Origin of the sequence: Acinetobacter sp. ABJ_C5_2 (assembly GCF_044538485.1) — a bacterium.
Lineage (GTDB): Bacteria > Pseudomonadota > Gammaproteobacteria > Pseudomonadales > Moraxellaceae > Acinetobacter > Acinetobacter nosocomialis_A.
Genome location: NZ_JBIUCS010000016.1, coordinates 35,683 through 55,770 on the forward strand (window position 1 = coordinate 35,683; position 20,088 = coordinate 55,770).

Consider the following 20,088-nt stretch of genomic DNA (forward strand, 5'->3'; position numbering starts at 1 on the left):
AAAGCACCCATCAGGGTGCTTTTTTTAGGTGGAATCGTAAAATTATTTCTCTACGATTGCTACAACGCCTTCACCACCTGCTGTACAGATCGAGATTAATGCGCGGCCTGAACCTTTTTCATTAATTAATTTAGCTGCAGTAGCCAAGATACGACCACCAGTTGCAGCAAATGGGTGACCTGCACCTAAAGATGAACCATTTACGTTCAATTTAGAACGGTCAATTGAACCTAAAGGTGCATCTAAGCCAAGACGTTCTTTACAGAATTTTTCATCTTCCCAAGCTTTCAATGTCGACAATACTTGAGATGCAAATGCTTCATGGATTTCGTAGAAATCAAAATCTTGAAGTTTAAGGTTAGCGCGCTTAAGCATACGTGGTACTGCATAAGCAGGAGCCATTAACAAACCTTCTTTAGGACCATTTTTGCCAATGAAGTCAACAGCTGCTGTTTCAGAGAAAGAAAGGTAAGCTAAAACTTCATGACCGTTTTCTTTTGCCCATTCTTCAGAAGCAAGCAATACAACAGAAGCACCGTCAGTTAACGGAGTTGAGTTACCTGCTGTCATTGTTGCAGTTTCACCTTTACCGAAAACTGGTTTTAACTTAGCAAGTTTTTCAACTGTACTGTCCGGACGTAAGTTGTTGTCACGGTTAAGACCTAAGAATGGAGTCATTAAGTCATCAAAGAAACCACGGTCATAAGCAGCAGCAAGTTTTTGGTGGCTGCTTGCAGCTAGCTCGTCTTGTGCTTCGCGAGTGATACCCCATTCTAAAGCAGTGATTGCTTGGTGCTCACCCATTGAAAGGCCAGTACGTGGTTCACCATTGCTTGGTGCATCAAGAAGCTTTTTAAAATCAATTTTTGTTAAAGCTTTAAGACGGTCTTTACCCGTTTTAGCAACATTGAGTTCAAGTAAAACTTTACGTAAACCATCACCTACAGCAATCGGCGCGTCAGAAGTTGTATCTACACCACCTGCAATACCTACGTCGATTTGACCAAGTGCAATTTTATTTGCAACAACAAAAGCAGCTTGTAAACCTGTACCACATGCAATTTGAATGTCGTAAGCAGGAGTTTCAGGAGCAAGATCTGTGCTCAATACAACTTCGCGAGTCATGTTGAAGTCACGGCTATGTTTTAAAACAGCGCCCGCAACAACTTCACCAATACGCTTACCTTGTAAATTAAAGCGTTCAACCAAACCATTCAATGCTGCTGTCAGCATGTCAGAATTAGACGCTTTGAAATAAGCAGTATTTGAACGTGCAAATGGAATACGGTTGCCACCAATAATTGCAACGCGGCGAACAGTGTTTTGACTCATGGTTTTATCCTGTTGAACAGAAGGTTTGGTTTTTGTTGCTTTTGGTGCTGCAGCTACATTTGAAGATGTAGACGGGGTTGCTGAAGCAGCGCTCTTACTACGAGGGCTACGTGCAGGTGCAGTCGTTGAACGAGTACGTGTCGTTTTTTGTGTATTAGTTGCTGCTTTAGGAGTAGTGCTGTTACGCTTAGCCGTGTTAGAAGCCGACTTTGATGTATTTGACACTTTTTCCTCAGCAGAATTCTCGACTGCTGGATTTTCTTGAGTTGTCTTGCTCATAAGGCTTTTCCAAGCATATTAACGATATTCTTATAAGCTACATTAACACAATTCAAATAGACCTGTATTGACTAGAATGACATTGTAGATAGCATTCAGGTCAAGACATCCAAAGATGAACTCAAGTATGATTTGGAGTAACTCTAATGAACGACTGCTTTCATATTGTTTCTATCCATCTCATAACATAATGAAGCCTGTCGTAGAAAATTCATTTCTTTGAGAGATAATAATCATGACTGATCAATACCAAGCATTTACACAATCTCCTATTGGTAAATTCGTTGTTAAAAATCTGGGTTTACCATCACCAGTTGCATTAGAGCGTTTTGAAAGTGCTCAGCCAGTAGTGAATGGTGCAGTATTGGTTGGCGCAGCGCCGTCAAGTGTATTGTCTGGTGCGATTGCACAAGTACTTAGCAATATTCATGCTGACAGCTATGTAGGCAATAATGTTGCATTACAGCAAGAAGCTGCAAAAGTTGGTTTAAATTTACGCCCATTCAATGCAGGCGACAAAGAATCAAAATTCAAAGCAGTTGTATTTGATGCTTCTGGTATTCAAAACTCAGAACAGTTAAACGAACTTTATAAATTCTTTAATCCGATTGCACGTCAAGTTGCAACTTCTGGTCGAGTGATTGTGGTTGGTACAACACCTGAAACTGCAAAAACTGTAAAACAGGCAATTGCTCAGCGTGCACTTGAAGGCTTTATCAAATCTGTAGGTAAAGAGTTTAAAAAGGGTATTACTGCTCAAGTTGTTTATGTTGATGAAGGTGCCGCTGCAAATCTTGAATCAACATTACGTTTCTTACTTTCTCCACGTTCAGCGTATGTATCTGGTCAAGTAATTCGTGTATCTAAAGCAGATGTAGTTGATGTTGATTGGGCAAAACCACTTGCTGGAAAAACTGCATTAGTAACTGGTGCAAGTCGTGGTATTGGTGAAGCAATTGCACATGTGTTGGCACGTGATGGTGCGCATGTTATTTGTTTAGACGTACCACAACAACAAGCTGACCTTGACCGTGTAGCGGCTGACATTGGTGGTTCTACATTGGCAATTGACATTACAGCTGCCGATGCAGGCGAAAAAATTAAAGCTGCTGCGGCAAAACAAGGCGGTTTAGATATTATCGTTCATAACGCAGGTATTACTCGTGACAAAACTTTGGCAAACATGAAGCCAGAGCTTTGGGACTTGGTCATTAACATTAACTTGTCTGCTGCTGAACGTGTAAATGACTACTTGTTAGAAAACGATGGTCTAAATGCAAATGGCCGTATTGTTTGTGTATCATCGATTAGTGGTATTGCTGGTAACCTTGGTCAAACCAACTATGCTGCATCTAAAGCTGGTGTCATTGGTCTAGTTAAATTTACTGCACCTATTCTAAAAAATGGTATTACCATTAATGCAGTAGCACCTGGCTTTATTGAGACTCAAATGACTGCTGCGATTCCATTTGCAATTCGTGAAGCTGGTCGCCGTATGAACTCAATGCAACAAGGCGGTTTACCTGTTGATGTAGCAGAAACAATTGCATGGTTTGCATCAACTGCTTCTACAGGTGTAAATGGCAACGTTGTACGCGTGTGCGGTCAAAGCTTGTTGGGCGCTTAAGCACTTTTAGTTAAAGAGGGGTGCTTGTGCATCCCTTTTTTATTTAAGAATCTATAAATTATAAAAGGTTAGGTATGAATACTCGTCATTTTAGTCAACTACCAAAAGCGGCATTGGCTTATCCAAAAGTAGTGCAAGGTTTAATTTTTAAAAAACCGAAAGGTCCAAAAATATTACCGCAAGTTGAATATGTGGTAGATACCCTAGAAATTGATCAGAACCACCTCAAAGCTTATAACGAAGTATGTGGCTTCAAAAATAATGGCTTTGTACCCGCAATTTATTTGGCTGTGCTTTCTCAAAGTTTGCAAATGCACATGATGACAGCAGAAGCCTTCCCATTTCCGATTTTAGGTTTAGTGCATATTCGTAACCAGATTAAACAGACCAGACCGATTGGCGTAACTGAAAAACTCACTCTGTCATGTAAATTTGGGGAACTAAAACCACATGATAAAGGTGTTCAGTTTGACTTTATTACCACGGCAAAAGTTGGCAATGAAGTGGTGATGGAAGGCTTAACGACTTATTTATCTCGCCAAAAAGTTGAGAAAAGAGTGAGTGAGAAAGCCAAAGAAGAACAAGTACCAGCTTATGTGCCAAAGGCAGAGTGGAATATTTTAGAAAATACAGGCCGCCGTTACGCGAAAGTGTCTGGTGATTTTAACTTAATTCATATTCATGCCATTACAGCAAAAGCATTTGGCTTTAAGCAAGCAATTGCGCATGGCATGTGGAGTAAAGCGAAAGCATTAGCGAATCTTGAATTACCAAATGCTTATGAAGCAGATGTATGGTTTAAGCTACCAATGTTCTTGCCATCAAAAGTTGAGTTTTTAACGGCAAATGCAGATAAAAAGACTGATTTCTTAATTCGTAATGCTAAATCACAAAAACCGCATGTTGCAGGAACTGTAAAAGCGTTATAAAAATATCAGCAGCCTGAACAGAGGTTTGGGCTGCTTTTGAGCAAAATAACAAAAAATGCAAGGAACTTCATGTGATTAAAGAGATTTTACTGGCCGATACCCATAACTATCACGGTATTTTAGATGAACGTTTTATTGATTTAGCTCACCAATTTAGCCGTCTTCAAGATGCTAGAACCGGACAAGGTGGAGCTGCATTAGCGGTTTATTTTAGAGGCCAAAAAGTTGTAGATATCTACACCGGTCTAAAATCACAAACTGAAGCTTGGCAACCTGACACATTGGCAGTTTGCTACTCTACAGGTAAGGGCGTACTTGCAACTTTAGCGCATATTTTGGTAAGTGAAGGGTTTTTAGAATACGACAAACCGATTGCGACCTATTGGCCTGAGTTTGCTCAAAATGGAAAAGAGCAAATGACTTTGCGTCATGTGCTAAGCCATCAAAGCGGCATGTTTGATGTTCGAAATATCATCGAAAGTGCGAGAGAAATGCTCGACTGGTCACATATGTTAGATGTGGTCGCGGCGACTAAGCCAAGATTCCTTGCAGGAGAGGGTAATGCTTATCAAGCTTTAACATTCGGTTGGCTTGTCGGTGGCGTACTTGAAAAAGCAACTGGTCAATCTCTAGATCAGCTCATGCAAAAATATCTTGTTGAGCCATTACAGTTAGATGGCGCTTATTTTGGAACGCCTGCAAATGAGTTGGATCGTGTAGCACGTCTAATTATTCAACCAAAACCAGAAAAACCAGCGTCTACTCAAGTTGAAAAACCTAAAAAGCCACAGACGCGTAAGAGTTCACTCTCTGAAAAAGTGATTACATGGACGGGTCAAGACCCGCAAGACTTTCAGGATGCGATGATTCCAAAAGGAATGAAAAATTTTAGTTTCTTTAGTGATGAGGGACTGCAAGCAGTCATTCCGGCAGCGAACGGGACATTTACTGCAAATAGCCTTGCTAAAATTTATGCGATGCTAGCAAATCAAGGTGAATGGGATGGACAGCAATTGATTCGCCCAGAAGTATTTAAAGAACTTAGTACTATTCAAAGTTATGCACGTGATCGTGTCATGCCAATTCCGATGAATTGGCGTTTAGGCTATCACCGTATTATTACTATGGGTAAACGCGCTAAAAATGGCTTTGGGCATATTGGTTACAATGGTTCAGGAGCGTGGTGCGATCCTGAGCGTGGTCTTAGCTTTGCTTATACGCATAACTTTCAAATTGGTTCAATCACCGGTGATTACCGTTTATGGGGGCTGACTCAAGAAACTTTACGTTGTACAGACCAAATTTTAAAAGGCCGTAAAGGCTGGTTCTAATTTTAATATTTTAAAGCTGGTATTTTTAAGCAATGCCAGCTAAACACTTATAATAATTCTAGGCGAATAATCGCTTCGGTATGGCGCTTAAAGTCTTCTTCAGCTAAACCTTGTAAACCAAGTTTATAAATACCTTCTAAGCCGCAAACAAAGGCAATAAGTCGCCATGCAATGTCTGTTGAATTAGATGTATTTTTAAACTCACCTTCTTTCTTGCCACATTCAATCGCTTGCACAATAGATTCATGCCAACTTTGCATGGCAAAGTTATACGCCTTTCGTATTTCAACATCTTGTTCAATCAAGAGTTCAGCTTCATTCCATAAGCGTAAATAGGGCTGAAGTCTATCTATATTTTCTGCGCCTAATAAGATGAATAGCCTTTGAAATTGGCTAGTCGTTTTTAGGGTTTGTTCAATTTCATCAAGCTGTTCCATGAGCTTTAAAAAAGCTTCAGCTTTTAAATGAGATGCCGAAGAAAAGTGGTGGTGAACTTGTCCCGTAGAGGTTTGTGCTTCTGTTGCGATTCGGCGTACCGTCATGGCTGTAAAACCTTCAGCCAAAGCAACTTGCATGGCAGCTTGCAGAATCATTTCTCTGCGTTGATCGCGATTAAGATAGGCCATGTTTCTTTCACCTGACTGAATTCGACACAAATTACATTAAAACTAAAAGTTGGACAAGTGTCCAATTGTGTATATAATAACCATGATTTGAACACATGTCCAAGTTTTGGATATTGAAGAGCGTTATGCAAAAAAAATGGTTAATCCTGACAATTATCGTCCTTATTTATTTACCAGTTACGATTGATGCAACGGTGATGCATGTTGCAACACCGTCTTTAAGTGCAGCATTAAATTTAACTGCCAATCAGCTTTTATGGGTCATTGATATTTATTCACTGATTATGGCGGGTTTGATTTTGCCGATGGGTGCACTTGGTGATCGTATTGGCTTTAAAAAATTATTATTTATTGGAACTGCAATTTTTGGAGTCGGTTCCTTAGCTGCGGCTTTTTCTCCAACAGCTTATGTCTTAATTGCTTCCCGTGCTGTTTTAGGTCTAGGGGCAGCGATGCTTATTCCTGCCACTTTATCAGGCATTCGTAATGCTTTTACCGAAGAAAAGCAGAGAAATTTTGCACTGGGTCTTTGGTCTACAGTGGGTGGCGGCGGAGCAGCTTTTGGTCCATTGGTTGGTGGTTTTGTGCTAGAACACTTCCATTGGGGAGCTGTATTCCTCATTAACATTCCGATTATTTTAGTGGTTCTAGTCATGATCGCGATGATCATTCCAAAACAACAAGAGAAAACTGATCAGCCAATTAACTTGGGGCAAGCTTTAATTTTGGTTGTAGCCATTTTAAGCCTCATCTATTCAATCAAATCGGCGATGTACAACTTCTCAGTACTTACAGTCGTGATGTTTGTGGTGGGTATAAGTACTTTAATTCACTTCATTCGAAGCCAAAAAAGAATGACCACGCCAATGATTGATCTGGAGTTATTTAAACATCCAGTGATTTCTACCAGCATTGTGATGGCGGTGGTTTCCATGATTGCTTTGGTTGGCTTTGAATTACTCTTGTCTCAAGAGTTGCAGTTTGTGCATGGGTTTTCTCCATTACAGGCAGCCATGTTTATTATTCCATTCATGATTGCAATTAGTTTAGGTGGTCCATTAGCTGGTATTTGCTTGAATAAGTGGGGGCTTAGACTTGTATCTACTGTTGGTATTTTAATAAGTGGATTTAGTCTATGGGGGCTTGCCCAGCTTAACTTTTCGACCAATCACTTTTTAGCGTGGACGTGTATGGTCTTTTTAGGCTTTAGTATTGAGATTGCCTTACTGGCTTCAACTGCTGCGATTATGTCATCTGTTCCACCACAAAAAGCAAGTGCAGCAGGTGCGATTGAAGGTATGGCCTATGAACTTGGAGCTGGTTTAGGCGTCGCTATTTTTGGGTTAATGTTGTCTTGGTTTTATAGCCGCTCAATTATTTTACCAGCAGAGCTTCCATCGAACTTAATTGAAAAAGCGAGTATCTCGATTGGTGAAACCATGCAATTAGCTTCTAACCTTGAAAGCCCTTTGGGAGGGCAATTAATTGCAGTTGCTCAGCAAGCTTTTAGCTATGCGCATAGTTGGGTACTCACTATTTCAGCTATTTGTTTCTTCCTTTTAACTGTATTTGTCTGGTTTAGCTTTCCTAAGAAAGTAAACTAAAATAAAGGGTAAAAAGAGAGATTTATCTTTCTTTTTACTCTCAAATGTCTTTTTTAATATTTTCTTTATAATAAAATTAGTTATTTAATTCTCATAAACAACCCATTCTTTAATAAATTTCATGTTTTTATTTCAAAATGATTCAATATTCATGTAATTGAAATTTAATGAAAAATTGATTGGTCGAAAATTGACTGTAAAAAAATGGTTTGTTAACCTGCTATTCGAAAATCTAAAAACAAATAAAAGAGGCCGCTGTGAATTTTAAATTAAAAACATCACTTATTATTGGAGCAATTGTTGCGTCTTCACTTGTGTATGCCGCAACTGTACTTTCACCAAATCAGAATAATAATAGTGGATCAATACCATCTGGTTATTCAGATTTAGAATTTTCTTTAGCAAATGGGAATTGGGTCAAAAATCTCTCTTTACCAGCAAGTGCTAATAATTCGGACAAAATTACAATTCGTTCTAGTGCTGCCTATAGTAGTTATTTAGATACTTCTAATACGAATATTCCGTTAGAAGTGTTGAAGATAAATAGTGGAGATGTTTATCAATTCATCTTTAATAGCAGTCAAAATAAATGGATCGCTCAGTTAGCAACAGTGAGTCCTACCAATGGTGCGACTTATGAAGTCGTTCCATTAACCACTGCATCAATGCAAAAAATACTTATTCAGAATGACAAATGGGCACAAACCATTGCATTACCGAGTGATGTACGTGACGGAACAACCGTACAAGTTGTTTCTACAGCAAGTGCAAGCTCAGAGATTGATAAAACAAATTTACTATTCCCAAGCAGTTTCACATTAAAAAATGGCTCTGAATATTGGTTTAAATATTATTCTGCTTTAGGAAAATGGGTTCCAGAATATATAAAATCTCAGAAGCTAAATGTTCAGCAAATCGGAACATCTTTAGCCGCGGTAAGTAGTCCGCTTACCGAAATTGCATTTGGAGATGGAAACTGGGTTTCGAATTTCACTCTACCTGCTACTGCAAGTGATCGAGATAGAATTATTATCAAGTCTACAGCGACTTGGTCTGCAAAAATTAATAATACCAATGTTAATAGTCAAGCAACTTTAACGCTTAAAACAGGCGATCAATATGAGTTTATGTATGTAAGCGACAAAGGATATTGGCAACTGATCTCTTCACCTACAAAGGTGATTGATTCAACCGCAACAATCCCTGCAACTTTACCGAATATGACTCAGCCCACTTTAAAGGTAAAACTGTCTACATCAAATTGGCAGCCGACCTTGCAGCTACCAGCTCAAGCTCAAGTCGGGGATAAGGTGGTTATTGTGTCGAATGCATCGGCAGACACCTATATTAATGCTGCTAATGGTTTGTCGACAGCAATTAAAAATGGTGAAAACCGCCGTTTTATTTACACCGCTCAAGGTTGGATAGTAGATAGTTATACAATTGATATGTTGTTGGTTTCTAGCCCAGAAGTAAATTCAATTTTAGGTGAGAGCGCTGCAAAACTTAGAATGATTGAAGGCGTAAATTTAACGAATTTAACTGCTGAAAATTCGAATGCACGCTTTTACTTAAGAGATGTAGGTTATCTGGCTTATAAAATTCCTGCTGCCACTTTAAAAGAAGCAATTTCTACTGGACGAGATGACACGACGGTACAAAATGAGCGTAAACGTGTATTGGCAGACGGTGTTTATTATCAAGGTAATGAACCTGGTGACGGTGGTTGTGGCTGGGCTTGGATTAATGCTTCTGCATATAACATGATTGGTGCAAATGATATTGCAGGTTGTTCTGTTGCAGCTATGCGTCATGAAGTCGGCCATAATCTTGGCCTATACCATAATGGTTCAACCAATATTGGTTCAGGTTTTGCCCATCCGTTAGGAAGTACCGCAATGGGTGGTAATAATATTAATTTTTACTCTAGCCCGTATCTGTATAACCCTAAATATGGTGTACGTTTAGGTGCAGAAGGAAAAATTGATGCGGTCAGTGTCATTAACTTAAATGTACAGAAAATTTCTCTATATAACTAATCTCTATTTTTAGCTGTAACTAATGAACAAAAATAAATTGTTAATAGGAACTGCTATCGCTTGTGTGGCGTTAGCAGTTTTAATCTGGTTTGCTTTTTCACAGCAAAGCTCTTCTGCTTTAACATCGCCTTTAGAAAGTCGGCAAGAGTCTGGGACAAAAGTGGCAGATAGCCAGAATGAATTTACTCGTCAAAATATGCTGAATTTGAGTCCGTCAGAAAAGGAAAATTTGTCTAGGCAACAAATTGTTTTTAATGAAATAGAAAAAGATCAGCTTCCTTCTAATATTAATTTTCCACTACTTAAAAATGCGAAAGGTATGGTCATTAAATATGATCCAAATGTGATTGAACTTAAAAAAGTAGGTGACACTGTTAAGTTCCAAATGTTGGAATATGGCATTAATCGCACAGGAAAAATTGTAGAGATCGAACCTGTTGATCAAGATATTGTTCGGTGGACTGGAAAATTTGATCAGGGCGATCCAAATCAGAATTTCTTTACCATTACTCAAAGTCAAAAAGACCACTACACGATCATGCAAATTTTTACCGAGAAAGGAAATTATTCGGCTGAAATTAAGGATGGTGTAGGGCTGGTCCAAACCATGGATGAAGGTGTAACTGATCAAGAGCTACATCATGATCATCCTTAGACAAATAAATGGTTCTGGTAGAGAAAAGAAGTCAGTTCGCAGTTTATCTGTACGGATATGAGCTTTATGCGTTCACACTCTTTTAAAAACAAAGTATGCTTATGCCTGTAACAAGGAGCATACATGTATCAAGTACTTGCTAGAAAATACCGTCCACGTAATTTCAATGAGTTAGTGGGGCAAAACCATGTTTCTCGTGCATTAAGTAGTGCATTGGAACGCGGTCGTCTTCACCATGCTTATTTATTTACAGGAACACGCGGTGTAGGTAAAACTACAATCGCACGTATTTTAGCCAAGTGTTTGAATTGTGAAACAGGTGTGACTTCTACACCATGTGAAGTTTGTGCAACGTGTAAGGCGGTAAACGAAGGCCGTTTTATTGATCTGATCGAAATCGATGCTGCTTCAAGAACAAAAGTAGAAGATACGCGTGAACTTTTAGACAACGTTCCTTATGCGCCAACGCAAGGTCGTTTTAAAGTTTACCTGATTGACGAAGTACATATGTTATCGACGCATTCTTTTAATGCGTTATTAAAAACACTAGAAGAACCACCAGAACACGTTAAATTTCTGTTTGCTACGACTGACCCACAAAAGCTACCGATTACGGTCATTTCACGTTGTTTGCAATTTACTTTACGACCTTTAGCTGTAGATGAAATTACTAAGCACCTTGGCGCTATTCTTGAAAAAGAGCAAATTACTGCTGATCAGGATGCAATTTGGCAAATTGCTGAATCTGCTCAAGGTTCACTGCGAGATGCACTATCTTTAACTGACCAAGCGATTGCTTATGGTCAGGGTGCGGTACATCACCAAGATGTTAAAGAAATGCTTGGCTTGATTGACCGTACAATTATTTATGATTTGATTTTAGCGGTTCATCAAAACCAACGTGAGAAAGTTAGTCAGCTTTTATTGCAATTTAGACATCAAGCGCTAGATGTTTCACTGGTGCTTGACCAGCTCATTTCAACATTGCATGAATTGGCAATTTTGCAATATCTACCTGATTTGAGTTTGAAATATAGCGATGAAATTAATCGCAAAATCATGCAATTGTCTAAGCTAATTTCTGCTCAAGATTTGCAGCTTTATTACCAAATCGCATGTAAAGGTCGTTCAGACTTGCAACTTGCCGTAACGCAAGAGCAAGGTTTTGAAATGTGTATTTTACGCTTATTGGCATTCCGTCCTTTAGCGCCAAATGAAATTTTAGTATCAGAGCCTGTTCAACAAAATGGACAAGCAGTAGTAGGGCTAAATCAACAAGCTCAGCAAACAGTTCAAGAGATTCCACCTGTAAGTACTGTTCAGCCGGTTGAAGTTATTAATCAACCCGCTATTGTTGAACCTGAACCTGAACCTGAACCTGAACCTGAACCTGAACCTGAACCTGAACCTGAACCGCAGTCTAATCAGGATTTAATGGTATTTGACCCAAATCATCATGAGCTGATTGGGCTTGAGTCAGCAGTTGTTCAAGAAACAATTAGTGTTCTGGAAGAGGATTTCATTCCCGTGCCAGAACAAAAGGCAGTACAAGTTCAGGCTGAAACTCAGGCCAAACAAATTGAACCCGAGCCAACTTTTACGGCTGAGCCGCAAGGTTTGTTTGAAACATCTGATACTGAGTTTTCTCTTGGTCAGGATGCGCCTTTAACTCATGACTTGGTTTCTGAACCTATTATTGAGCAGCAACCATTGGTGCAACCCGAAGTGGTTGTTGAAACTGCTCCAGTTGTAAAAGAGTCTAGTGCAACTGATAACGGGCAGTTGATGCCTCAGGATATTTTGAAGCTTTCTGCTCAAGTTTTGGAAGGTGAGTGGACACTTGAAAAATGGGAATACTGGTTTAGAAACAGCCAGCTTTCTCCAGCCGTCCAAGAACTTGCTCAACATGGTGTAATGACTGGAGAAATTGGTGGTAACACGGTTTTCCATATTCCTCAAGAATATGAAAATATGCTGACCCAGTTACAGCAAGGCCTTATTGATGCATTAAATGAGCAATGGCCGAATACTCAATTTACGGTTGAGTATGGTGCAGTTAATACATCTACACCCTATGTCATGCAAAGCATGCGTAAAGAAAAAGCTTTCCATAGAGCGACAGAGCTATTACAGCAACAACCTGTCATTAAAAGCCTCATAGAAACTTTTGATGGCGAACTCCAAAATATTCAATTAAAGCCTTAAATTTACATAAATTTTGATCTGGTGAGAAATGTGAAAATAATAGAATTTTCATATTTTTCACTGGATTGAAATATTCGAGTCACGCCACTGTCATTGTACTTTTCTATGTTAGCCATTTTAGATTTTAAATGGACTATATATCGTCATGAAAAGGCAATGCACAGGAACAACTTCCTTTAAATATTCTTATTTTTTATTAATCGGCGCCATTCTGCTGAGTGGTTGTAACGACTCATCAAATGATAATTCAAATACACCAGAGACAGGTAAAAAGCCTGTAATGCGCTGTGCTCCTTAAACTTAAATAATAAAAAGAACCTGATCATGATTACACGTCGTAAATTTTTAAATTACTCTTTAAATATGGGTTTTGGTGCTGCGGCATTGGCAGCTTTTCCATCTAGTATTCAAAAAGCTTTAGCAATTCCTGCAAATAATAAAACGGGTACTATTCAAGATATTGAACACGTTATTATTTTAATGCAGGAAAACCGATCTTTTGATCATTACTTTGGTACGTTAAAAGGCGTTCGAGGTTTTGCTGACCGCTTTACAATTCCCTTGCCAAATGGTCGTAAGGTTTGGGAACAGCTTAGACGCAATGGGCAAGTTTTAACGCCTTTTCATTTAGACGGTACAGCCAACAATGCACAGCGTGCAGATGGCACACCGCATACATGGAACGATAGTCAGTTGGCATGGGATAATGGCCGTATGGCGAACTGGCCAACCTATAAAACCGATATATCCATGGGCTATTTTAAAGAAAAAGAAATTCCTTATCAGTTTGCACTTGCTAATGCCTTTACGATTTGTGATGCCTACCATTGTTCTATGCACACTGGAACAGATGCAAATCGTTCTTATCATTTGACTGGTACAAATGGTACAACACCGACCAAGCGTTCATTTGTAAACAATGAATGGGACTGGATTGATGGTAACCCCGCTACGGCAGATCGCGGTTATACATGGAAGACTTATGCCGAACGTTTGGAAGAAGCTGGGGTAAGTTGGATTTGCTATCAAAATATGCCGGATGAATGGGGCGATAATATGCTTGGTGCATTTCGTTCCTTTAGAAAGGCAAACATTGCTTCTGGTTACCCAGTTGCAAGTGGTGGTGAACCAAACAAACCATATGCAGATACGGGCCAAAAACTACCGTATAAAGCCTATGACTCTGCTACGGATAATGCCAAAAATCCACTCTATAAAGGCATTGCAAATACACTACCGGGCAATAAGCCTGAAGAATACCTCGATGCTTTTAAACGCGACATTCGTGAAGGTATGTTACCTCAAGTGTCTTGGATTAATGCGCCCTCAATTTATTGCGAACATCCAGACCCTTCAAGTCCTGTCCAAGGGGCATGGTTTATTCAAGAAATTATTGATGCATTAACTGCTGTACCAGAGGTGTGGAGTAAAGCAGCACTGCTTATAAACTTCGATGAAAATGACGGCTACTTTGACCATATGCCATCGCCATCAGCACCATCACGACTTGCAAATGGTCAGTATGCTGGCAAATCGACATTAAGTAGTGCCGATATGCAGGATGAATATTTTGACCACGCTGCGCCTGAAGGAAGCCATTCTCAGCCTACACCTGATGGTCGTGTTTATGGTCCGGGTCCTCGTGTTCCGTTATATGTGATTTCCCCATGGAGCCGTGGTGGCTGGGTCAATTCGCAAGTGTTTGACCATACCTCTGTACTCATGTTTTTAGAAAAACGTTTTGGGGTTAAAGAGCCGAATATCAGTGCGTACCGCCGTGCAGTGTGTGGTGATTTAACCAGTGCATTTAACTTTAAAACTCCAAATGCAGATGTTTTACCGCAGCTGAGCGGTAAACAAACACGTGTGCAGGCAGATACATTAAGGGTAAATCAAGAAGCTTTGCCTGCTGTACCTGTACCAACCGATATTAAGTTGCCGATCCAGCAAAGTGGCATACGTTTGTCGCGTGCGCTACCTTACGAATTGCATACCAGTGCGCGCTGTAAAGCGGATGGCAAAGTGCAATTAATATTCTCTAATACAGGTACACAAGCTGCGGTTTTTCATGTTTATGACAAACTCAACTTGGATCGTATTCCAAAGCGTTATATTGTCGAGCCGAATAAAACTTTAGATGATGAATGGGATGCTTTAAAAGATAACTTGGGCCGTTATGACCTATGGGTACTTGGCCCAAATGGCTACCATCGTCACTTTAAAGGTGATACTCAACATATTGTCGATAGTAGTGTTAAACCTGAAATTCGAGTGTGCTATGACATTGCCAATGGCGATGTGTATGTTGAACTCATGAATGATGGTACCAAGGATGCAATATTGACGGTAAAACCTTGTGCATATCGACAAGATGCGCCGTTACAACTTACCGTAAAGGCGGGGCAGGTTGTTAAGCAACATTGGGCTTTGGCTGATGTCGGGCATTGGTATGATTTTGAAATCACGAGCCAGAGTGATCCATACTATTACCGACGTTTTGCTGGTCGAGTTGAAACGGGTGAAGACTCTTTTAGTGATCCCGCAATGATGTAAGCTAAAACGAGGCAAAAAGAGCTGTGTATTTTCTTTTTGCCTCATTTTTTATAATAAGAAATTCTCTAAAACCTCACGAACTTTCTCGGAAATTGGCACAGTCTTACGCGTTTCGCGATCAACAAACACATGCACAAAATGCCCTTGAGCTGAGGCTTGATCTTGACCTTGTTTAAAGATTGCCAATTCATAACGTAGTGAAGTCGTACCGATTTTACCAATCGCAACACCTACTTGAATAATTTCTGGAAATGATAACTCTTGTAAAAAGCTACAAGCTGAATCAACCACTAACCCAATTGACTTTGCTTCATGAATATCAAAACCTGTTTTCTGAATGAGCAATGCATTGGCTGCTGTATCGAAGTAGCTATAGTAAGTCACATTATTCACATGACCATAAATATCGTTATCTGCCCAACGCGTTTGAATATCTAAAAAGAACTTAAATTGATCTCGGGTTTTTAAAACGGGTTTAGTCATTAATGAATCGCCTGATAAATTGCCAAAGCAGCGGCTTCTGTCATGTCTCGTGGATTATTTTGTAGCAAGCGAGTTTGCAACATGGCATCTTGTGCAAGTCTGGGTAAACTCGATTCATCAATACCCAAATCTCTAAGTTTTAAGGTCAAGCCACTACGGTCTAAGTGGTTCTGCATATGGTCAATAAACAGATCACACAAACCATCAGTGCTGCCATTACTATATGGATCTAGCCATTGCATAAGCTCTGCATAGTATTTTTTTGCATTAGGTGCATTAAATTTTAATACTTCAACCAACACTAAGGCATTGGTATGCCCATGCGATAAATGAAAATGACCACCCAATGGGTAAGCTAAAGCATGTACAGCGGCAACAGGCGAGTTTGCGAATGCTTGACCTGCGAGCATTGAACCGAACAGCATGTTTTGACGTGCTTCTAAATCATTACCATCTTTAAGAACTTTCGGTAAGTTATGGTTTAGTAGCTTCAAAGCATTCTTAGCTAAAATATCGGTGTATATATTCTTCTTGTGTTTAGAAGTATATGCCTCAATGGCATGCACCATCGCATCGATACCTGTTGCAGCAGTAATATGCGCCGGCAAGTTTTGAGTAAAGGTAGCATCAAGAATTGCTGTATCGGCATATAGTACTGGAGAGACAATCCCCATTTTTGTTGTCTCTCCAGTAGTCACAATTGAAATAGGCGTTACTTCCGAGCCCGTACCCGCTGTCGTTGGAATTAAAATAAGAGGAAGTCGGGCTGTTTTGACCTGATTTACCCCGTACATTTCTTGTAGGTTTTGAGTTTGGTTGGGATGTGCGAGTAAAGCAATAACTTTTGCAACATCTAAAGAACTGCCACCACCAAAACCAATAATGGCATCTACATTTTGCTGTTTTGCATAATTGGCTGCATCTAAGACCACTTGTTCTGGTGGGTCAGCCTGTACATCTGCATAAATGTCATATTCAATATTGAGTGTATCTAAAATTTGAAGAATGGGTAGATGTAACTGATTTTTGATCATGCCTGCATCGGTGACCAGTAATAACTTGCGGTAAGCTTTTGATGACAAAGCATTTTGTAATTCTTGTATAGAGCCTAAGCCAGAGATGATGTTTGGAACGGTTTGAAATTGAAAATGGCTCATATACGTTATTTCCTTATTCTTGAAAATTATTGTTGAACGGTTCTATAAGATTCAATCTTTAAATAACTTAGCATAAGACACTTTAAAATAAAGTAGTTCTGGGGCAATTATGTTGAGTGTTGTATAAGATGAGCACTGTTTTTATGTGCTCGAAATCGGATATTCAGGCGATGCACAAGTTATTTAAGAAGCCATTGAACGGTGGGCTTTTTGTTATTTATAGGGCTCTATAGATTTTCTGGCTAGCTTCTAATTTATATAATGTCTTAACAATTTATAATTTTATTCGGTTCTAAAAAATGAAAATTTCTAAAACTTTACTTAGTGTTATTGGATGCACTTGCTTCATGCTTAGCTCCGCAGCGATGGCAAAAACCAACTCTGGTGTATATTCACCTCAAGAGGGTGTAATTTGTGACAAATACATTTGCGCAGACAAAAAGGGCATCTCTAAAAAACTTACAGCTAAATACTTAGGCACTTATAAAGCGAATAAAGCGTTCTCTCAAGGTGATTTTGATACTTCAGCATTTACACTTTCAAATGGTGTGTTCTGTGATACCAAAACAAGACTATGCCATGTCGATCGATATTTCGAGAATGGTCATCGTAGCAAAATTGATAGAAATATGACTGATAAGTTATTTAAAAATAAATAATTTTCCTGTATTAAATAAGGTTTGTCTAAAACGATCAATAACTTAAAAGACAAAATTTTGTGTTTTAAGAAAAAATTATGCTATGTTTAATTACGCTTTAATGATGAGCAAGTTTAACTCATGTACTGTTTACTAAAAAAAATCAATACCACCACCACGACCTTTAAAAAAAGGCTGCGTGTGATTTTTTATTAGAGCGACTTAATAAGATACCCCAACCCAGCCAATAATGGCTGGGTTTATTTTTCTCTGCTCATTATTGGTTTTTACAGAGAAAGATTATGGACTTAAGTAATAACTCAAAATCAGCTTTACTCGTCATTGATATGCAAAATGGTCTAGTCAGAGCAAAGTCGATGCCATACAACCATCAACTCATACTTTCAAATATTCTCAAGCTGATTGAACATCATCGCTCGAATAGCAAGCAAATTATTTTTGTCCGTCATGTTGGTGAGAAAGATACGCCCTTAGATCCAAATAGTCCAAATACTCAGTTGATCGCAGATTTATCTGTTAATTCAGATAAAGATATTGTCATTGAGAAAAGATACCCGAGTAGTTTCAAGAATACTGACTTAAAAGAAGTTTTAGAGAAACTTGGTATTGATGAAATCATAGTGACTGGGATGAAAACAGAATATTGTATAGATACGACTATTAGAGCTGCTTCAGAGTTTGGATATAAAGTAACTTTAATCTCTGATGCTCATACAACATCTGATTCTATAACTTTAGATGCACAGCACATAATTGATCATCACAACCAAGTTTTTAGTAATGCTTTTGCCAATGTAAAAACTACTGAAGAGTTTCTGTATTAAATAATGACTATTAGCGATTGGTAGGGTTTCAATTATTAAGTATTTCTGTAAAATTGAGATGTTGCCTTAAACAACAATAAACCTTAATGATCAGCGCAAAGTCATAAGGGGAAGCCTACTTGAAAGAGTAGGCTTTTTTTATATTATCTATAAATATCTTTCGTTTAGGCTTAAACATAAAAGAGAGGAACATACAAAAATTTATTTCTTATTGTCGCGATGAGTTAGTTTCAATTCCAGATTATTCAGATCTATGACTTGATTAGATGAATTAACAAGTTTTAATTTGAGTTCATCATCTGAATTTCTCTTAAAAACTTTAACAACATCCCGATCTGCTTCAATAAAATTACTGCCAGACTCAAGCATAGCAAGCAAAACAATATTTAGGCTTTTACCCTTTTTGGTAAGTAAGTATTCTTTGCGCTCTCGTACACCTACTTCTTTATAGATTGATAACTCAAATATTTCTAATTCAATAAGATGTTTGAGACGATTAGATAAAATTTGCTTTGATATACCTGTATTTACTAAAAAATCATTAAATTTTGTTATCCCATAGAAAGCTTCTCTTAACAAGAGGATTGTCCATCTGTCATTCAATATTTCAGTAATTTTAAAGATTCCACATACATCTACGGGAAATTTATGGTCTGGAATAATTTGATTTGACATTAGAGGAAGCTCCAATTAGGATGGGTCTATAATTCAGACCTAGCATTAATTCAGGTAGCATTATGCCATTTATAAATATACAAACTATAGAAGGTTTACTCGATAAAGACAGTAAGGCCGAACTTTTTAAACGGATAACAGACTTATTTGTAGAAATAGAGGGTAAGGGTAATCCAGCTTTTCGAGAGCATGTTTGGATTCGAATTGATGAATATCAACCTGAACAGTGGCAATTAGGTAGCTTAAGGCCAACAAAGGAAATGATTGAGTTAATGACTGCATCTAAGTGATTTATTTAAAGCCCTATGAGTAGGGCTTTTATAATTGAGCATGGTTTTGCTGAAAATATATTTAGCGTATCTAATGAAAATAAAAATACAATTTTAGCTACTTTATCGACTGATTTATCAACTTTTAATCTATTGATAAACATTATTTTCCTTTTCAAGCCATCTGAGTTTTGACAAAATGCAACTTGTCACAATGGTCAACTCAAACCTGACAACAATTGATAGTTTAGTCAGGATTTTGCAAGATTTTACGTGCAAAATACTTATTCATATGTAATTCAAGTGGTTGGAATAAATTTCTAATGGAAACGCAGTATAAGGTGTTATGTGTCTGTTTAGGAAATATCTGCCGTTCTCCCACGGCCGAAGTTGTTTTCAGACATTATTGTGATAAACATCAACTCAATGTCATTGTCGATTCAGCTGGAACGAGCAATTATCATCCGAATAAAGCACCTGATCAGCGTAGCCAACTGCATGCGAAGAAAAGAGGCTATGATTTATCATCTTTACGTGCCAGACAACTTTCAACTCAAGACTTTTTAGATTTTGATTTGATTTTGGCAATGGATCATCAGAACTTTGAAGATATTCATGATTTGCTACAAAGCGCTATCTTTCAATTTGGTAGCCATCAAATTCGAGCAAAAGTAGCATTAATGAGTGAACATGATCCTCAATATCCAAAACAAGCTTTGCCTGATCCTTACTATGGGGGTGATGATGGCTTCGAGCGCGTACTTGACCAATGTGAATCAAGTACTCTGGCATGGATTAATGTCTTAAAAAAACAATTGAATGTTTAAGAATAGGTTTATCA

At 38.5% G+C, this 20,088-nt stretch carries 17 protein-coding genes; 12 read left to right on the forward strand and 5 right to left on the reverse strand.

Annotation, left to right across the window (positions count from 1 at the left end; translation table 11 throughout):
• Positions 1-42: 42 nt before the first annotated feature.
• On the reverse strand, positions 43-1,611 hold the full coding sequence (locus tag ACH8JV_RS13240) for an acetyl-CoA C-acetyltransferase (protein ID WP_396521723.1): 1,569 nt from the start codon (positions 1,609-1,611) through the stop codon (positions 43-45).
• Positions 1,612-1,846: 235 nt separating this feature from the next.
• On the opposite strand from ACH8JV_RS13240, the gene ACH8JV_RS13245 reads away from it, so the two are divergent.
• From ACH8JV_RS13245 to ACH8JV_RS13255, 3 genes are all read left to right on the forward strand, one after another.
• A complete protein-coding gene (locus tag ACH8JV_RS13245; protein WP_396521724.1) occupies positions 1,847-3,238 on the forward strand; it encodes a 3-oxoacyl-ACP reductase in 1,392 nt (463 codons plus the stop codon).
• Between the two features lie 74 nt (positions 3,239-3,312).
• Positions 3,313-4,167 carry a MaoC family dehydratase gene (locus ACH8JV_RS13250; protein WP_396521726.1) on the forward strand — a complete coding sequence of 285 codons (855 nt, stop codon included), beginning with the start codon at positions 3,313-3,315 and terminating at the stop codon, positions 4,165-4,167.
• A 71-nt stretch (positions 4,168-4,238) separates the two neighbouring features.
• A complete protein-coding gene (locus tag ACH8JV_RS13255; RefSeq protein WP_396521728.1) occupies positions 4,239-5,498 on the forward strand; it encodes a serine hydrolase domain-containing protein in 1,260 nt (419 codons plus the stop codon).
• A gap of 47 nt (positions 5,499-5,545) precedes the next feature.
• Here the strand turns inward: ACH8JV_RS13255 and ACH8JV_RS13260 are convergent, their stop codons facing one another.
• A complete protein-coding gene (locus ACH8JV_RS13260; protein WP_396521730.1) occupies positions 5,546-6,124 on the reverse strand; it encodes a TetR family transcriptional regulator in 579 nt (192 codons plus the stop codon).
• Between the two features lie 125 nt (positions 6,125-6,249).
• Between ACH8JV_RS13260 and amvA the strand changes: the two genes are divergently transcribed.
• The 5 genes from amvA to ACH8JV_RS13285 all read left to right on the forward strand — a co-directional run bounded on the left by amvA (position 6,250) and on the right by ACH8JV_RS13285 (position 15,180).
• Entirely contained in the window at positions 6,250-7,728 is a 1,479-nt protein-coding gene (gene amvA / locus ACH8JV_RS13265) for a multidrug efflux MFS transporter AmvA (protein WP_396521732.1), read from the forward strand.
• Between the two features lie 257 nt (positions 7,729-7,985).
• The gene (gene cpaA / locus ACH8JV_RS13270; protein ID WP_396521734.1) at positions 7,986-9,767 is read left to right on the forward strand and encodes a metalloendopeptidase CpaA; all 1,782 of its coding nucleotides are present in this window, start codon (positions 7,986-7,988) and stop codon (positions 9,765-9,767) included.
• Positions 9,768-9,789: 22 nt separating this feature from the next.
• Positions 9,790-10,422, forward strand: coding sequence for a metalloprotease secretion chaperone CpaB (gene cpaB / locus ACH8JV_RS13275; protein WP_396521736.1), 633 nt, complete (start codon positions 9,790-9,792; stop codon positions 10,420-10,422).
• 123 nt (positions 10,423-10,545) lie between these two features.
• Positions 10,546-12,627 (forward strand): DNA polymerase III subunit gamma/tau, encoded by a 2,082-nt coding sequence (locus tag ACH8JV_RS13280; RefSeq protein ID WP_396521738.1) that lies wholly within the window; start codon positions 10,546-10,548, stop codon positions 12,625-12,627.
• Positions 12,628-12,951: 324 nt separating this feature from the next.
• Positions 12,952-15,180, forward strand: a complete 2,229-nt coding sequence (locus ACH8JV_RS13285; RefSeq protein WP_396521740.1) for a phosphocholine-specific phospholipase C — start codon at positions 12,952-12,954, stop codon at positions 15,178-15,180.
• Positions 15,181-15,228: 48 nt separating this feature from the next.
• On the opposite strand, the gene ACH8JV_RS13290 is transcribed toward ACH8JV_RS13285, so the two are convergent.
• The gene (locus tag ACH8JV_RS13290) at positions 15,229-15,663 is read right to left on the reverse strand and encodes an acyl-CoA thioesterase (RefSeq protein WP_396521742.1); all 435 of its coding nucleotides are present in this window, start codon (positions 15,661-15,663) and stop codon (positions 15,229-15,231) included.
• Positions 15,663-16,820 carry an iron-containing alcohol dehydrogenase gene (locus ACH8JV_RS13295; RefSeq protein WP_396521744.1) on the reverse strand — a complete coding sequence of 386 codons (1,158 nt, stop codon included), beginning with the start codon at positions 16,818-16,820 and terminating at the stop codon, positions 15,663-15,665. Before ACH8JV_RS13295 ends, ACH8JV_RS13290 begins: the two co-directional genes overlap by 1 nt.
• A 299-nt stretch (positions 16,821-17,119) precedes the next feature.
• Here ACH8JV_RS13295 and ACH8JV_RS13300 point away from each other — a divergent pair, with 299 nt between their 5' ends.
• Together ACH8JV_RS13300 and ACH8JV_RS13305 are read left to right on the forward strand one after the other, a co-directional pair.
• Positions 17,120-17,479 (forward strand): YcgJ family protein, encoded by a 360-nt coding sequence (locus ACH8JV_RS13300; protein ID WP_396521746.1) that lies wholly within the window; start codon positions 17,120-17,122, stop codon positions 17,477-17,479.
• Between the two features lie 281 nt (positions 17,480-17,760).
• Positions 17,761-18,303 (forward strand): cysteine hydrolase family protein, encoded by a 543-nt coding sequence (locus ACH8JV_RS13305; RefSeq protein ID WP_396521748.1) that lies wholly within the window; start codon positions 17,761-17,763, stop codon positions 18,301-18,303.
• A 201-nt stretch (positions 18,304-18,504) separates the two neighbouring features.
• Here the strand turns inward: ACH8JV_RS13305 and ACH8JV_RS13310 are convergent, their stop codons facing one another.
• Entirely contained in the window at positions 18,505-18,978 is a 474-nt protein-coding gene (locus ACH8JV_RS13310) for a winged helix-turn-helix transcriptional regulator (protein ID WP_396521750.1), read from the reverse strand.
• Between the two features lie 62 nt (positions 18,979-19,040).
• Here ACH8JV_RS13310 and ACH8JV_RS13315 point away from each other — a divergent pair, with 62 nt between their 5' ends.
• Both ACH8JV_RS13315 and ACH8JV_RS13320 read left to right on the forward strand, forming a co-directional pair.
• Positions 19,041-19,268 (forward strand): 4-oxalocrotonate tautomerase family protein, encoded by a 228-nt coding sequence (locus ACH8JV_RS13315; protein ID WP_396521752.1) that lies wholly within the window; start codon positions 19,041-19,043, stop codon positions 19,266-19,268.
• Between the two features lie 302 nt (positions 19,269-19,570).
• Entirely contained in the window at positions 19,571-20,074 is a 504-nt protein-coding gene (locus ACH8JV_RS13320) for a low molecular weight protein-tyrosine-phosphatase (RefSeq protein WP_263613939.1), read from the forward strand.
• Positions 20,075-20,088: the final 14 nt, after the last annotated feature.

What these genes read in the sequence shown, in the direction of transcription:
- ACH8JV_RS13240 (WP_396521723.1), bottom strand. Translation starts at nt 1,611, where the DNA reads ATGAGCAAGACAACTCAAGAAAATCCAGCAGTCGAGAATTCTGCTGAG.
- ACH8JV_RS13245 (WP_396521724.1), top strand. Translation starts at nt 1,847, where the DNA reads ATGACTGATCAATACCAAGCATTTACACAATCTCCTATTGGTAAATTC.
- ACH8JV_RS13250 (WP_396521726.1), top strand. Translation starts at nt 3,313, where the DNA reads ATGAATACTCGTCATTTTAGTCAACTACCAAAAGCGGCATTGGCTTAT.
- ACH8JV_RS13260 (WP_396521730.1), bottom strand. Translation starts at nt 6,124, where the DNA reads ATGGCCTATCTTAATCGCGATCAACGCAGAGAAATGATTCTGCAAGCT.
- amvA (WP_396521732.1), top strand. Translation starts at nt 6,250, where the DNA reads ATGCAAAAAAAATGGTTAATCCTGACAATTATCGTCCTTATTTATTTA.
- cpaB (WP_396521736.1), top strand. Translation starts at nt 9,790, where the DNA reads ATGAACAAAAATAAATTGTTAATAGGAACTGCTATCGCTTGTGTGGCG.
- ACH8JV_RS13280 (WP_396521738.1), top strand. Translation starts at nt 10,546, where the DNA reads ATGTATCAAGTACTTGCTAGAAAATACCGTCCACGTAATTTCAATGAG.
- ACH8JV_RS13285 (WP_396521740.1), top strand. Translation starts at nt 12,952, where the DNA reads ATGATTACACGTCGTAAATTTTTAAATTACTCTTTAAATATGGGTTTT.
- ACH8JV_RS13290 (WP_396521742.1), bottom strand. Translation starts at nt 15,663, where the DNA reads ATGACTAAACCCGTTTTAAAAACCCGAGATCAATTTAAGTTCTTTTTA.
- ACH8JV_RS13295 (WP_396521744.1), bottom strand. Translation starts at nt 16,820, where the DNA reads ATGAGCCATTTTCAATTTCAAACCGTTCCAAACATCATCTCTGGCTTA.
- ACH8JV_RS13300 (WP_396521746.1), top strand. Translation starts at nt 17,120, where the DNA reads ATGAAAATTTCTAAAACTTTACTTAGTGTTATTGGATGCACTTGCTTC.
- ACH8JV_RS13305 (WP_396521748.1), top strand. Translation starts at nt 17,761, where the DNA reads ATGGACTTAAGTAATAACTCAAAATCAGCTTTACTCGTCATTGATATG.
- ACH8JV_RS13310 (WP_396521750.1), bottom strand. Translation starts at nt 18,978, where the DNA reads ATGTCAAATCAAATTATTCCAGACCATAAATTTCCCGTAGATGTATGT.
- ACH8JV_RS13315 (WP_396521752.1), top strand. Translation starts at nt 19,041, where the DNA reads ATGCCATTTATAAATATACAAACTATAGAAGGTTTACTCGATAAAGAC.
- ACH8JV_RS13320 (WP_263613939.1), top strand. Translation starts at nt 19,571, where the DNA reads ATGGAAACGCAGTATAAGGTGTTATGTGTCTGTTTAGGAAATATCTGC.